The 13,747-nt window shown below is 67.0% G+C and carries 14 protein-coding genes; 13 read left to right on the top strand and 1 reads right to left on the bottom strand.

Annotation, left to right across the window (positions count from 1 at the left end; genetic code table 11):
* The first annotated feature begins 130 nt into the window (after positions 1-130).
* From ACJ4V0_RS13285 to leuC, 4 genes are all read left to right on the top strand, one after another.
* A complete protein-coding gene (locus tag ACJ4V0_RS13285; RefSeq protein ID WP_448300063.1) occupies positions 131-1,327 on the top strand; it encodes an aspartate aminotransferase family protein in 1,197 nt (398 codons plus the stop codon).
* Positions 1,324-2,241, top strand: coding sequence for an ornithine carbamoyltransferase (gene argF, locus ACJ4V0_RS13290; RefSeq protein ID WP_448300064.1), 918 nt, complete (start codon positions 1,324-1,326; stop codon positions 2,239-2,241). Before ACJ4V0_RS13285 ends, argF begins: the two co-directional genes overlap by 4 nt.
* Positions 2,242-2,308: 67 nt before the next feature.
* Positions 2,309-2,776, top strand: coding sequence for a hypothetical protein (locus ACJ4V0_RS13295; protein ID WP_448300065.1), 468 nt, complete (start codon positions 2,309-2,311; stop codon positions 2,774-2,776).
* A 118-nt stretch (positions 2,777-2,894) separates the two neighbouring features.
* Positions 2,895-4,304, top strand: coding sequence for a 3-isopropylmalate dehydratase large subunit (gene leuC / locus ACJ4V0_RS13300; protein ID WP_448300066.1), 1,410 nt, complete (start codon positions 2,895-2,897; stop codon positions 4,302-4,304).
* Between the two features lie 81 nt (positions 4,305-4,385).
* Here the strand turns inward: leuC and ACJ4V0_RS13305 are convergent, their stop codons facing one another.
* Positions 4,386-4,781, bottom strand: a complete 396-nt coding sequence (locus ACJ4V0_RS13305) for a hypothetical protein (protein WP_448300067.1) — start codon at positions 4,779-4,781, stop codon at positions 4,386-4,388.
* 391 nt (positions 4,782-5,172) lie between these two features.
* Here ACJ4V0_RS13305 and ACJ4V0_RS13310 point away from each other — a divergent pair, with 391 nt between their 5' ends.
* From ACJ4V0_RS13310 to ACJ4V0_RS13350, 9 genes are all read left to right on the top strand, one after another.
* Positions 5,173-5,724: an invasion associated locus B family protein gene (locus ACJ4V0_RS13310; protein WP_448300068.1), complete on the top strand. Its 552-nt coding sequence runs from the start codon at positions 5,173-5,175 to the stop codon at positions 5,722-5,724.
* The gene (locus ACJ4V0_RS13315) at positions 5,715-6,254 is read left to right on the top strand and encodes an invasion associated locus B family protein (protein WP_448300069.1); all 540 of its coding nucleotides are present in this window, start codon (positions 5,715-5,717) and stop codon (positions 6,252-6,254) included. The genes ACJ4V0_RS13310 and ACJ4V0_RS13315 overlap by 10 nt, the downstream gene beginning before the upstream one ends.
* 78 nt (positions 6,255-6,332) lie before the next feature.
* Positions 6,333-7,592, top strand: a complete 1,260-nt coding sequence (rlmN, locus tag ACJ4V0_RS13320) for a dual-specificity RNA methyltransferase RlmN (RefSeq protein ID WP_448300070.1) — start codon at positions 6,333-6,335, stop codon at positions 7,590-7,592.
* A gap of 132 nt (positions 7,593-7,724) precedes the next feature.
* Positions 7,725-9,107: a serine hydrolase domain-containing protein gene (locus tag ACJ4V0_RS13325; RefSeq protein WP_448300071.1), complete on the top strand. Its 1,383-nt coding sequence runs from the start codon at positions 7,725-7,727 to the stop codon at positions 9,105-9,107.
* 81 nt (positions 9,108-9,188) lie between these two features.
* Entirely contained in the window at positions 9,189-9,647 is a 459-nt protein-coding gene (locus ACJ4V0_RS13330; protein WP_448300072.1) for a hypothetical protein, read from the top strand.
* The gene (locus ACJ4V0_RS13335) at positions 9,644-9,943 is read left to right on the top strand and encodes a cupin domain-containing protein (protein ID WP_448300073.1); all 300 of its coding nucleotides are present in this window, start codon (positions 9,644-9,646) and stop codon (positions 9,941-9,943) included. Before ACJ4V0_RS13330 ends, ACJ4V0_RS13335 begins: the two co-directional genes overlap by 4 nt.
* A 147-nt stretch (positions 9,944-10,090) precedes the next feature.
* Positions 10,091-11,704: an ABC transporter substrate-binding protein gene (locus tag ACJ4V0_RS13340; protein WP_448300074.1), complete on the top strand. Its 1,614-nt coding sequence runs from the start codon at positions 10,091-10,093 to the stop codon at positions 11,702-11,704.
* A 93-nt stretch (positions 11,705-11,797) separates the two neighbouring features.
* A complete protein-coding gene (locus ACJ4V0_RS13345) occupies positions 11,798-12,781 on the top strand; it encodes an ABC transporter permease (RefSeq protein ID WP_448300075.1) in 984 nt (327 codons plus the stop codon).
* Between the two features lie 8 nt (positions 12,782-12,789).
* Positions 12,790-13,746, top strand: coding sequence for an ABC transporter permease (locus tag ACJ4V0_RS13350; RefSeq protein WP_448300076.1), 957 nt, complete (start codon positions 12,790-12,792; stop codon positions 13,744-13,746).
* Position 13,747: the final 1 nt, after the last annotated feature.

Consider the following 13,747-nt stretch of genomic DNA (forward strand, 5'->3'; position numbering starts at 1 on the left):
TGCGTCGCAGCGTGCAGGACCTTGCGGCAACCTTGACTTTCAGCCCCCCCGATCGCATAGAATTTGCCGCGCCGCCCTTCGGGGCGGCCGTTTTTTTCTGGGTTTCCGGAAGTTTCGACGGGAGGTCGAAGTGATCACGCCGCTGATGCCGAACTATGCACGGACCGAACTCGCCTTCGAGCGGGGCGAGGGCTGCTGGCTGGTGACGGCGGACGGGCGACGAGTCCTCGATTTCGGCGCCGGCATCGCGGTCAACTCCCTCGGCCATTCCCATCCCCATCTCGTCGAGGCTCTGACCGAGCAGGCGAAGAAGGTCTGGCACGTCTCCAACCTGCACAACGTGCCGGAGACCGAGCGGCTGGCGAAGCGGCTGATCGAGGCGACCTTCGCGGACTCCGTGCTGTTCTGCAATTCGGGTGCGGAAGCCAACGAGGGCGCCATCAAGATGGCGCGCAAGTACTTCGCCGTGCGCGGCGAGCCGAACCGCTTTCGCATCATCACCTTCGAGGGCGCCTTCCATGGCCGGACGCTGGCGACCATCGCCGCCGGCGGCCAGGCCAAGTACCTGGAGGGCTTCGGCCCGAAGGTCGAGGGCTTCGACCAGGTGCCCTTCGGCGACCGCAAGGCGCTGGAGGCGATGATCGGCCCCGACACCGCCGCTCTGATGATCGAGCCGATCCAGGGCGAGGGCGGCCTGCGCGAGGTCCCGACCGAAGAGCTCCGCTACCTGCGCGAACTCTGCGACAAGCACGATCTGCTGCTCATTTTCGACGAGGTGCAGACGGGCGTCGGCCGCACCGGCAAGCTCTTCGCCTACGAGTGGTCGGGCGTTGCCCCCGACATCATGTCGATCGCCAAGGGCATCGGCGGCGGCTTTCCCATGGGCGCGATCCTCGCCGTGGAGAAATGCGCTGCCGTGTTCACGCCCGGCACCCATGGCACGACCTTCGGCGGCGGTCCGCTGGCCGCGGCCGTCGGCAATGCCGTGCTCGACGTGGTGCTGGCGCCAGGATTTCTCGAGGAGGTCCAGCGCAAGGCGCTGCTGTTCAAGCAGAAGCTCGCCGGCCTCGTCGACCAGCACCCGAAGGTGTTCGAGACGGTGCGCGGCGCCGGCCTGCTGACCGGCCTCAAATGCGTCGTCCCCAATGGCGAGGTGACGACGGCGGCCCGTCGCGAGAATCTGCTCGTCGTGCCGGCGGGTGACAACGTCATCCGCCTCATCCCGCCGCTGATCGTCTCCGACGAGGAGATCGATCTGGCCGTCGGCATGCTCGACAAGGCGGCGAGGACCATCGAGGCGCAGATGGTCAAGGGGGCGGCCGAGTGACCCATTCCCCGCGCCATTTCGTCGACCTCGCCGATTTCGGCGGGGCCGAGCTGAAAGCCATTCTCGACAAGGCAGGCGCGCTGAAGCGTGTCCGCCGCACGCCGGAGGCCGGCAAGCCGCTCGCCGGCAAGGTGCTCGCCATGATCTTCGAGCGCCCCTCCACCCGCACCCGCGTCTCCTTCGACGTCGGCATGCGCGAACTCGGCGGCGAGACGATCATGCTCACGGGCACCGAGATGCAGCTCGGCCGCGGCGAGACGATCTCCGACACGGCCAAGGTGCTGTCGCGCTATGTCGACGCCATCATGATCCGCATGCTCGACCACAATGCCGTGCGGGAGCTTGCGGATGCGGCGACGGTGCCGGTGATCAACGGCCTGACCAAGCTGTCGCATCCCTGCCAGATCATGGCCGACATCATGACCTTCGAGGAGAAGAAGGGGTCGATCCGCGGCAAGACGATCGCCTGGACGGGCGACGCCAACAACGTCCTGTCCTCGTGGATCCAGGCGGCGCCGCGCTTCGGCTTCAAGCTGAACATTGCCACCCCCGAGGAACTCGCGCCACGACGCGAGGCGATCGCTCTGGCCCAGCGCGAGGGCGCCGACGTCTCCTGGACCTCCGACCCCTATCAGGCGGCGGACCGCGCCGACTGCATCGTCACCGACTGCTGGGTGTCGATGGGCGACGAGGACGCCGGCCGTCGCCACAACCTGCTCAAGGCCTATCAGGTGAACAAGCAGCTGATGAGCGCGGCGAACTCCGACGCCATCTTCATGCACTGCCTGCCCGCCCATCGCGGCGAGGAGGTCACCGACGAGGTCATGGACGGTCCGCAGTCCGTGGTCTTCGACGAGGCCGAGAACCGCCTGCACGCCCAGAAGGGTGTGCTGGCCTGGTGCTTCGGGGTTTGAAGTCGAACTATTGCTGGCGCTCCTGAAATAATGCTTATTCGCAGTAGTTCTCAGGCGGGCCAGCAACATGGGGTTCTTCAGTCGACTCTTTCTCAGCTTGTCTCGCGGAAAGCTTCGCCGGGAGAATGAAACATTAGTTGCGATGGTTCGCGGGATGGATGCCTTCGAAGTGGCACTCCTGCTTGTCGATGTGATGATCATCAAGCGCATCGATCCACTGATCTCAGCCACTGCAGATGATCCTATCGGCTTCGGCGCTGCTGACCCTATGCTTGCATATAAGGTGAGCAAGAAGGTCGTTGAGCTTAGACGTAGTGGGTTGGTGGCTGCCGCAGGCGTAATGTCGGTTTGGCTGGTGACCTATCGCGCAGCCGATCCAGCGCTCCGCTACCAAGCCAAGCAAATGTGGGCTGAGCTTGCCCGCGGTTTCCCGCTTTTTGAGGATGCCATTTCTTACTGGGCGAGGGCGGCTGGTCATTGGCCGGACTGCGACTCAGTGCCTTGGTTCCCACGTGGGCTGAGGCCAAACGCTTAGCGAGTGCGAGAAGTTCGGCATCGGCCGCTACTCTGCCCTGCATCCGTCTCGATGCCTCTTCTCTCCAGAACCATTCAAGGCTAAGAGACCCGCCACCTTTTCGAACGGGAGGTCCGCCATGGCCGCGCCGCGCACGCTGTACGACAAGATCTGGGACGACCACGTGGTCGAGACGCAGGACGATGGCACCTGCCTTCTCTACATCGACCGCCACCTCGTCCACGAGGTGACGAGCCCGCAGGCCTTCGAGGGCCTGCGCACGACCGGCCGCAAGGTGCGCGCGCCGCAGAAGACGCTCGCCGTCGTTGACCACAACATCGCCACGACCCCGGACCGCAAGTTCGGCATCAAGGACGAGGAGAGCCGCACCCAGGTGGAGGCGCTCGCCCAGAATGCGAAGGAATTCGGCATCGAGTATTACGATGCCGCCGACATCCGGCAGGGCATCGTCCACGTCATCGGTCCGGAGCAGGGCTTCACCCTGCCGGGCACCACCATCGTCTGCGGCGACAGCCACACCTCGACCCACGGGGCCTTCGGCGCGCTCGCCCACGGCATCGGCACCTCCGAGGTCGAGCATGTGCTCGCCACCCAGACGCTGATCCAGGGCAAGGCCAAGAACATGCTGGTGCGTGTCGACGGGCAGCTGAAGGACGGCGTGACCGCCAAGGACATCATTCTCGCCATCATCGGCGAGATCGGCACGGCCGGCGGCACCGGCTCGGTCATCGAATATGCGGGCGAGGCCATTCGCGCGCTGTCGATGGAAGGCCGGATGACCATCTGCAACATGTCGATCGAAGGGGGCGCCCGCGCCGGCCTGATCGCGCCCGACGAGAAGACCTACGCCTATCTCAAGGGCAAGCCGAAGGCGCCCAAGGGCATGGCCTGGGACATGGCGCAGAAGTACTGGGAGACGCTCTTCACCGAGGAGGGCGCCCATTTCGACCGCACCGTGGTGCTCGACGCCAACGCCCTGCCGCCCATCGTCACCTGGGGCACGAGCCCCGAGGACGTCGTCTCCATCGGCGGCATCGTGCCCAATCCGGACGCCATCCAGGACGAGAACAAGCGCACCTCCAAGTGGCGCGCGCTCGACTACATGGACCTGAAGCCGGGGACGAAGATCACCGACATCCGCCTCGACAAGGTGTTCATCGGCTCCTGCACCAATTCGCGCATCGAGGACCTTCGCGAGGTCGCCCGCGTCGTGAAGGACAAGAAGGTCTCGCCGACCGTCTCGGCCATGATCGTGCCGGGCTCGGGCCTCGTGAAGGAGCAGGCCGAGCAGGAGGGTCTCGACAAGATCTTCATCGCCGCAGGCTTCGAGTGGCGGGAGGCGGGCTGCTCCATGTGCCTCGCCATGAACCCCGACCGCCTGCAGCCGGGCGAGCGCTGCGCCTCGACCTCAAACCGCAATTTCGAGGGCCGGCAGGGCTACAAGGGCCGCACCCATCTCGTCTCGCCGATCATGGCGGCGGCGGCGGCGGTGGAAGGCCACTTCGTCGACATCAGGACGTGGGGCTGAGGCACGCCGGCCGGCTCGACCCCAAAGGCCAGGCATGAATGAGAGGGCGCCTCCCGGCCGGGAGGCGCTCTCTTCGCATGGTCAGCACAGACCCATGCGCCGGCGGCGCGGATGGCAGTGGTAGTAGCCGCCCGGCCCCGACGGCTGCTGGTTCAGTCCGCCGAGCAGGCCTCCTTGCCGGTTGCGCCAGCGCGGCGGCAAGGGTTGCGGGTCGGGACCGTTGCCGTGCCCGCCGATGATGGTGCGACGGGAGGCGTGGCCGCGCGGCAGCGACCAACCGGCGGGCTGCCCATTGCCGATTCCCGGATCGATGCGACGGCCGCCGCCGTTGCCGATGCCGGGGTCGATGGGACGGAAGCCGCCGGGCGACCGGCCGCCGGGGCCGCGCATGGACAGGGCCTGGCTCTGCGAGGTGGCGGCGAGGGTCGCCGCGCCGAGGATCGCCGCGAAGGCGGCGCGTCTGGACATCATGGTCATGGTCTTCTCCGATGGCGCCGCGGCAGCCGCGGCGGGAAAGGGGCGCCCGCCCGCCGGGGGCGCGGGTCCGGGCATTCCGGGACTGCTCTGTCGCCGTCAGCCGGAAAGAGGTTCAACGGTTGCCGCCCGGAGGCCGCCTCGCGTGTTCATCCGGGGGCCGGCAGGCGATTCTTGGCGGACGCCTGTCGCTCTCCGCCCTAGTCTTGCCCGGATTGGCCTTAAGTTACCTCCGTGGGGATCGACGCCACAGCCGGGACTTGCCTTTCGGGTCCCACTTCGCCATGGATTCGCCCCGTCTTAACGGCTTGTTTACCCTGATCTTCGACATCTAGGGGGCAAGTCCGGCGGGGCCGCCGTTCCCGACCGCCCTTCGAACGAGCCGAGTTTTGCAATGCGCTCCATCCGAATGATCCCCGTCCTGGCCCTCGTGGCCGTCGCCTTCGCCGCGTCCGACGCCGGCGCCCAGCAGCGCCAGCAGGCCCAGGCGGCCCGACCGGCGGCCGGCGCCCAGCAGGGTTCAGCCGTGGCGCAGTTCGGCGACTGGGGTGTCTTCACCTCGACGACGCAGCGCGGAAAGGTCTGCTACGCCGCCTCGCAGCCGAAGACCCGGGCGCCCGGCAACCTCCAGCGCGATCCCGCCTTCTTCTTCCTGACGTCGCGGCCGGGCGAGAATGTGCGCAACGAGGTTTCGCTCACCCTCGGCTTCCCGCTGAAGGGCGACGCCACCGCCACCATCGGCACCACCAATTTCGCGCTCTACACCCAGGCCACCGGCGCCTGGATCAAGAATGCCGCCGAGGAAGGCCGCATGATCCAGGCCATGCGCGGCGGATCGGCACTGACCATCCGGTCGACTTCGCTGCGCGGCAATGTCACCACCGACACCTATTCGCTCAACGGCCTCAGCCAGGCGCTCGACCGCGTCGCGCAGGAATGCCGCTGAGGCCTGTCACTTCTGCGGCGTTGCTGGCGCTTGCCGGCGCCATCGCTCCCGCCGCTGCGCAGGACCGTCCGATTACCGGGACGAACCGCGTCATTGCCCGCCATGCCGATTGGTCCGTCGTTGTCGCCGACACCAATCGCGGCAAGCTCTGCTATGCCGCCGGCTCGCCCCGCCTGCGCCGCCCCGAAGGGGCGGTGAGGGGCCGCGCCTTCGTCTTCGTCACGACGCGGCCGTCCGACCGGGTGCGCGACGAGTTCGCGGTCGAGTTCGGCTTCGAGGTCACGTCGGGATCGACGCTGACGATCGGCGACGATACCTTCCCGCTTTCCGGTGACATGCAGGGCGCCTGGATCGCCAACCTCGCCGACGAGACGCGGCTGGTGGCGGCGATGCGCGACAGGGCTCAGATGACGCTGCGCTCGATGTCGCAGCTCGGCGAGGAGACGGTCGATACCTATGCGCTGAAGGGTTTCGCCGAGGCCCTCGCCCAGGCACGCCGAGAGTGCGCCGATCCCAATTCGACCAGCTGATACGGCGTCCCTGCGGAAATCCTGCGAGGAACGCCGCTTTCGTGCTATAGGCGCCCGCTTGCCAGGAACCCCGAACCGATGCCGACGCTCGATCTCGCGAATGCCAAGCCCGTCGTGAAGCCTACCTTGGCTGACGATACCCGCGCCCTGCCGGCGAAGCCCTCGCTCGTCGGAATGGGCCGCGACGATCTGACGGCCGCCCTTGCCGCCATCGGCATCGAGGGCCGGGAAATGCGCATGCGCGTCGCCCAGCTCTGGGGCTGGATCTACCAGCGGGGGGCCAGGACCTTCGAGGAGATGTCGAACGTCTCCAGGCACCTGCGCACGGCCCTTGCCGAGGCCTACACGCTGGAGCGTCCCGAGGTCGTCGCCGAGCAGGTGTCGCAGGACGGCACCCGCAAGTGGCTGATGCGCATCCCGCCGAGCATGGCCGGTGAGAAGTGGCACGAGATCGAGACGGTCTATATCCCCACCCGCGACCGCGGCACCCTTTGCATCTCCAGCCAGGTCGGCTGCACGCTGACCTGTTCGTTCTGCCACACGGGCACTCAGAAGCTCGTCCGCAACCTGTCGGCGGCCGAGATCGTCGCGCAGGTGATCGTCGCCCGCGACCAGCTTGGCGACTGGCCGGGAGCCGAGCCGCCCGAGGACGCCTTCGTGCCGACCGACGGCGGGCGCTTCGTCACCAACATTGTCTTCATGGGCATGGGCGAGCCGCTCTACAACGTCGAGAATGTCACCGGGGCGCTGATGACCCTGCTCGACCCGGACGGCCTGCAGTTTTCCAAGCGGCGGGTGACGCTGTCGACCTCGGGCGTCGTCCCTGAGATCGGCCGCGTGGGCGCCGCGACGGGCGTGGCGCTGGCCATTTCGCTGCACGCTGTCCGCGACGACCTGCGCGACGAACTGGTGCCGCTCAACAGGAAATACCCCATTGCCGCGCTGCTCGACGCCTGTCGCAACTATCCGGCCGCGTCCAACGCCCGGCGGATCACCTTCGAGTACGTGATGCTGAAGGGCGTCAATGATTCAATCGACGATGCCCGGCGCCTCGTGCGGCTGCTGAAGGGAATCCCGGCCAAGATCAACCTGATCCCCTTCAATCCGTGGCCGGGCTCGCGCTACGAGTGCTCCGACTGGGAGCAGATCGAGCGCTTCTCCGAGGTCGTCTTCCAGGCCGGCTATTCCTCGCCGGTCCGCACCCCGCGCGGCCGCGACATCCTGGCCGCCTGCGGCCAGTTGAAGAGCGAGACCGAACGCCTGCGCGCCAAGGACAAGGCCGCGCTGATGTCGAAGGCCGAGCAGGACGCCTTCCGCGCCATGAGCATGGTGGACTGAACGCCATCCCCTGCACGCGCCGCGCGGCAGCCGCCGCCGCTGCGCGCTTGACCCTCCTGCGGCCGGGTGGTGAGCTTTCGACAACCGGCGACACAAGACCGGACGAGACCACCACGATCCCGGGAGGATCCCATGTCGTTCCAAGGACTGCCGCCCGTGCGGACAGGAGCCTTCGCGCTGTCCCTGGCCTGTGCCGCCTTCGCTCCGTCGCTTGCGTTCGCCCAGTTCGCTCCCGGCCAGGGTCAGGGGGGCCGCTTCGAGCGTGAGGATCGCGGCCAGGGCCGTGTCGATCGCGACGCGCGCCGCGGTCGCGGCGACGAAACGGTGCAGGGTCTGTCGCGCGAGCGGCTCGCCCGCATCGGGCCGGTCATGAGCGAGCAGATCGACCGGGGCATGTTCCCCGGCGCCGTGACGCTGATCGCCCGCCAGGGGCGCATCGTCCATTTCGAGGCGCACGGTTTCCGCGACGCGGCCAAGACGCAGCCGATGACGCGTGACACGATCTTCCTGCTCGCGTCGATGACCAAGCCGATCGTCTCCACGGCTGCGGTCATGCTCATCGAAGAGGGCCGGATGAAGCTCTCCGACCCGATCGCCAACTGGCTCACCGAACTCAAGGACATGAAGGCGCAGGTCGAGCGTCGCAACCCCGACGGCACCACCACGACTGAGGACGTGGCGCTCGCACGCCCGATTACCGTGCAGGACCTGCTGCGTCACACCTCCGGCTTCACCTATGCCGGCTCGGTCCGCTCGCCGCGGCTGAAGCAGCTTCTCTCCGACCAGAACATCGAGGCGCGCACCGCCAACATCACCGGTGACGAGATGCTGCGCCGGCTCGGCCAGATCCCGCTGATGCACCAGCCGGCGACCAACTTCGAATATTCGATCTCCACCGACGTGCTCGGCCTGCTGCTCGAGCGGGTCACCGGCAAGCGCCTCGACGTCCTGATCAAGGAGATGATCCTCGATCCGCTGGACATGCGCGATACCGGCTGGTTCGTGCCCGAGGGGCGGCGCTCGCGCCTCGCCGAGGCGCTCGATTCCGATCCGGCCAAGGCCGGCATGTGGACCGCCTACCGCATCTTCGAGAACCCGGCCGACCACGGCCAGTATTTCAAGGGCGGCGCCGGCATGGTCTCCACCGCCGAGGACTATTTCCGCTTCGCGCAGATGATCCTCAACGGCGGCCAGCTCGAGGGGCGCCGGCTGCTGTCGCCGAAATGGGTCGAGTTCATGCTCTCCGACCATCTGATCGGCATGGGCGGATCGACGGCTGCCTCCACGGGTCCGGGCTACGGCTTCGGCCTCGGCTTTGCCGTGCGCCGGCAGGACGGCTTCGCCGTCGCGCCGGGCTCCACCGGTGATGCCATGTGGGCGGGCGCCTGGGGGACGAGCTTCACCATCGATCCGCGCGAGAGGATCGTCGGCATCCTGATGGCGCAGGGGCCATCGAACCGCGTGCATACGCGCATGCTGTTCAAAAACCTGATCTATGGCGCGGTGGTGCGCTGACAATCGAAGGCGCGTCCGGGGCACGGCCGGCATGCCGCGCCCCGCTATCGCGAGAGGCGGGCGGCGACTACCCTCGCCGGCATGAATCGCTTCGCCTACTATCTGGTGCGCCTAACGCGCGTGGCCCTCGGCTTCCTCGCGGCGCTGGCCGTCGCGGCGGCCATTGTCGTCGTCTTCGACCTCAACAAGGGCCGGATGCCCGAGCCCGTGGCCGGGCTGGTCGCCATCGGCTTCTACACATTCCTCGCGGCCCGGCTGCTCTGGCCGCTCCTGCTCTTCCAGTTTGTCGCCGAAGCCATGCGCTGGCGGGCGCTTGCCATTCATGTCGGCCTGGGTGTTCTGGTGGCCGTGGCCTTCCTCGGCTGGACGTTTCTCCACAGCCGCCAGGAAGCTCCCGACCCGCTTCTCGACGAGGAGCCGGCCATCACCGTCGCGAAGATCGTGGTGACCCTGATCGCCGGCCTCGCCGGCGGCCTCGTCTACTGGATCATCGCCGGCCGCTCCGCCGGCCTGCAGCGCATCGAAAGGACCGACCCATGACCTTCACCTGCCGCCCCCCCGCCGATCCCCAGGTCATGATCGACAACGACAAGGTCAAGGTCACGCGCTGGAACTTCTCCGACGGCGCCGAGACCGGCTGGCACACCCACGGCTGGGACTATGTCGTGGTGCCGCTTGCCGACGGCAAGCTGATCGCCGAACTCGCCGACGGCACGTCGGGCGAATACGAGATGAAGACCCACGAGCCCTACTTCCGCAAGGAAGGCGTGAAGCACAACATCATCAACATCTCGGGCCGGGACTTCGCCTTCATCGAGATCGAGATCAAGCCCTGAAGCTTCTCGTTCGAAGGGCTGAATAGAGCCTGTCAACGCGGCATTTCGTCCTCTGTGCCGCCGTGACAGGCCGATGAACGCTGTCTATCATTCCTCCCATGAGCCGGGCGCAAGACCCGGCTGCAACCCATGTTGCGGAGGTGGACCATGCGTTCTGGACTGAAACTACTTGCGGGAGCGATGATCGCTGCCGCAGCCTTCATCACGGCGGCGGATGCCCGCACCGTTCGCTGGGCACGCTCGGTCGATGCCCAGACCCTCGATCCGATGTCGGCCAATATCGGCCCGACCTCGAACCTCGCCCACCAGATCTACGAGCCGCTGGTCATTCGCGGCTATGACGGCAAGCTGGTCGCCACCCTCGCCACCGAATGGCGCATCCTGCCCGATGATCCGACGGTCTGGGAGTTCAAGCTCCGCCAGGGGGTCAAGTTCCACGACGGCTCCGACTTCACCGCCGACGACGCGGTCTTTTCGTTCGAGCGCGCCCGCAAGCCGACCTCCGACTATCGCGGCCTTCTGACCTCGATCGACAGCGTCACCAAGGTCGATGCTCACACGATCCGCATCAAGACCAAGGCGCCGAACCCGCTGCTGGTCGAGAACCTCACCAACATCTTCATGATGTCCAAGGCCTGGGCCGAGAAGAACAACGCGCTCGACCCGCAGAACATCCGCGAGCGCCAGGAGAACGGCGCGACGCGCAACGCCATGGGCACCGGCCCGTTCACGCTCGTCTCGCGCGAGCCGGACGTGCGCACGGTGATGCGCCAGTTCCCCGGATACTGGGGCAAGGGCCAGTTCCCGATGCAGGTCACCGAGCTGATCGTCGTGCCGATCCAGCAGGACGCAACCCGCATCGCGGCGCTGCTCTCCGGCGAGGTCGACGTGGTCCATGACGTGCCGGTGCAGGACATCGCGCGCCTGCAGCAGAGCCAGGGCATCAAGGTGACGACCGGCCCCGAGAACCGCGTCATCTTCCTCGGCTTCAACGTCGGCGACGCCGAGCTGAAGTCCTCCGACATCAAGGGCAAGAACCCCTTCGCCGACGTGCGCGTGCGCAACGCCATCAACATCGCGGTGAACCGCGAGGCGATCACCCGCGTCGTCATGCGCGGTCAGGGCCAGCCGATCGGCTATATCGGAACGCCCTTCATTTCCGGCTATTCGGCCGAACTCGCCGCCGTGCCGCGCTTCGACCCCGCCGCCGCCAACAAGGCGCTGGACGAAGCCGGCTATCCGCGCAGGTCCGCCGAGGGCAACACGCGCTTCTCGGTGTCGCTCCAGTGCACCAACAACCGCTATGTCTCTGACGAGAACATCTGCCAGGCGGTGGTCGCCATGCTCGGCCAGATCGGCATCCGCGCCAATCTCGTCGCCAAGCCGGCGGCCCAGCACTTCCCTGAGTTGCAGCGGCAGGAACTGGACTTCTTCCTCGTCGGTTGGGGCATCCCGACCTATGATGCGGAATATATCCTGACCTTCCTCTACCACACGCGTTCGGCGAACAACGGCACCTGGAACGGCACGCGCTATTCCAACCCGGCGCTCGACGGCCGCATGCTGGCGCTGCAGACGATGCCGGACCTGACTCGGCGCAATGCCGAGCTCGCCGACATCCAGAAGCAGTTGCGCGACGCGGCCGTCTATATCCCGCTCCACCTGCAGTCGATCAGCCACGCCTCGCGCGGCGGCATCGAGGTGCCGGTGCATCCGGATGCCGGCGCCTGGTTCAAGCTGTTCCGCTTCGCCGGCTCGTGATCCGCCTGACCTGACGCGCGGCCCCCTTCCGGTGACGGGAGGGGGCTGTGCTGCATTGATCCCTCCTGTTTTGCCCCCCGTGGTCGCCCCCTCATGATCGCCTATGTCGTCAAGAGCCTCGCCCAGGCGATCCTGGTCATGCTGGCGGTCGCCCTGGTCGCCTTCTCCATGTTCCGCTTCATCGGCGATCCAGTGTCGAACCTCATGGGCCAGGAGGCAACGATCCAGGACCGTGAGCAACTCGCCCGCGAGCTCGGCCTCGAAGACCCGATCCCGGTCCAGTTCGCCCGCTTCGTCGGCAATGCCGCGCAACTGCAGTTCGGGGTGAGCTACCGGCAGGGACGTCCCGTGTCGGACCTGATCGCCGAGCGCCTGCCGGCAACCGTCGAACTGGCGCTGCTCTCGGCCCTCTTCGCCCTCTTCGCCGGCATTGCGCTCGGCGTCTACACAGCGATTTACCGGAACGGCATCCTTTCCCACGCCATCCTGTCGGTGTCGCTGATCGGCGTGTCGCTGCCGACCTTCCTGATCGGCATCGGCCTCATCTGGCTCTTCGCCGTCGAACTGCGCTGGCTGCCTTCCTTCGGGCGCGGCGATGTCGTCAAGATCGGCTGGTGGTCGACCGGCCTTCTGACGACCTCTGGGTTGAAGTCACTGGTCATGCCGGTGCTGACGCTGGGCTTTTATCAGCTCACCCTGATCATGCGCCTCGTCCGCTCGGAAATGCTCGAGACCATGCGCACCGACTACGTGAAGTTCGCCCGCGCCCGCGGCGTGCCGGAGCGCACAATCTGGTTCCGCCACGCGCTGAAGAACACCATGGTGCCGGTGATGACCATCGCCGGCCTCCAGCTCGGTGGCGTCATCGCCTTCGCCATCGTCACCGAAAGCGTGTTCCAGTGGCCGGGTCTCGGCGCGCTGTTCGTGCAGGCCGTGCAGTTCGTCGACATCCCCGTCATGGCCGCCTACCTGATGTTCGTCGCCTTCGTCTTCGTGGTGACCAACCTCGTCGTCGACCTTCTCTATTTTGCGCTCGACCCCCGCCTGCGTGGCGCGGGTCCGGCCTCGGCGCATTGAGGCCCGCCATGTCCGTGACCGACTCCACCCCCAAGCCGCGCATCACCATCAGAGCCCGTCTCGCCCGGGCGTGGGATTCCGATCTCGCCTGGAGCTTCCGCCATTCGCCCGTTGCCATGGTGGCGGCGGCCATGACGGTGATCCTGCTCGGCGCCGCGCTCGGTGCCAACTGGATCGCCCCGCAGGACGCCTTCGACCCCTCGGCGCTCAACCTGCTGGACGCCTACACCAAGCCCGGCGAGGCCGGCATGGCCACGAATACGGTGTACATGCTCGGCACCGACAACCAGGGCCGCGACCTGTTCTCGGCCATCCTCTACGGGTCGCGCGTCTCGCTCTTCGTCGGCTTTTCCTCCGTCGCCTTCTCGGTGGTGATGGGCGTCGGGCTCGGGCTCCTCGCCGGCTACACCGGCGGGCGGACCGACGCTTTCATCATGCGCGTCGCCGACATCCAGCTGTCCTTCCCGGCGATCCTCATCGCGCTCCTGTTCTTCGGCGTGGCGCGCGGCCTCATTCCGCCCTCGCATCACGAGCAGATGGCGATCTGGGTGCTGATCGTCGCCATCGGCCTGTCCAACTGGGCGCAATATGCCCGCACGGTGCGCGGCTCCACCATGGTCGAGCGCAACAAGGAGTATGTGCAGGCCGCCCGCGTCATCGGCCGCCCGGCACTGTTCATCATGGTGCGCCATGTCCTGCCGAACGTGACGGGGCCGGTGCTGGTGATCGCCACCATCAACCTGGCGTTGGCCATCATCGAGGAGGCGACCCTGTCCTTCCTCGGCGTCGGCGTGCCGGCGACCCAGCCCTCGCTGGGCACCCTCATCCGCTTCGGCCAGCAGTACCTGTTCTCCGGCGAGTGGTGGATCCTGTTCTTCCCGGCGCTGGCGCTGGTGCTGCTGGCGCTCTCCATCAATCTGCTTGGCGACTGGCTGCGCGATGCCCTCAATCCGAAGCTCAGGTGAG

Source organism: Phreatobacter aquiterrae (genome assembly GCF_053471285.1).

Bases quoted from the DNA above. Each gene is read 5' to 3' on its own strand.
- ACJ4V0_RS13295 (WP_448300065.1), top strand. From the start codon at position 2,309: ATGGGGTTCTTCAGTCGACTCTTTCTCAGCTTGTCTCGCGGAAAGCTT.
- leuC (WP_448300066.1), top strand. From the start codon at position 2,895: ATGGCCGCGCCGCGCACGCTGTACGACAAGATCTGGGACGACCACGTG.
- ACJ4V0_RS13305 (WP_448300067.1), bottom strand. From the start codon at position 4,781: ATGACCATGATGTCCAGACGCGCCGCCTTCGCGGCGATCCTCGGCGCG.
- ACJ4V0_RS13310 (WP_448300068.1), top strand. From the start codon at position 5,173: ATGCGCTCCATCCGAATGATCCCCGTCCTGGCCCTCGTGGCCGTCGCC.
- ACJ4V0_RS13315 (WP_448300069.1), top strand. From the start codon at position 5,715: ATGCCGCTGAGGCCTGTCACTTCTGCGGCGTTGCTGGCGCTTGCCGGC.
- rlmN (WP_448300070.1), top strand. From the start codon at position 6,333: ATGCCGACGCTCGATCTCGCGAATGCCAAGCCCGTCGTGAAGCCTACC.
- ACJ4V0_RS13325 (WP_448300071.1), top strand. From the start codon at position 7,725: ATGTCGTTCCAAGGACTGCCGCCCGTGCGGACAGGAGCCTTCGCGCTG.
- ACJ4V0_RS13330 (WP_448300072.1), top strand. From the start codon at position 9,189: ATGAATCGCTTCGCCTACTATCTGGTGCGCCTAACGCGCGTGGCCCTC.
- ACJ4V0_RS13335 (WP_448300073.1), top strand. From the start codon at position 9,644: ATGACCTTCACCTGCCGCCCCCCCGCCGATCCCCAGGTCATGATCGAC.
- ACJ4V0_RS13340 (WP_448300074.1), top strand. From the start codon at position 10,091: ATGCGTTCTGGACTGAAACTACTTGCGGGAGCGATGATCGCTGCCGCA.
- ACJ4V0_RS13345 (WP_448300075.1), top strand. From the start codon at position 11,798: ATGATCGCCTATGTCGTCAAGAGCCTCGCCCAGGCGATCCTGGTCATG.
- ACJ4V0_RS13350 (WP_448300076.1), top strand. From the start codon at position 12,790: ATGTCCGTGACCGACTCCACCCCCAAGCCGCGCATCACCATCAGAGCC.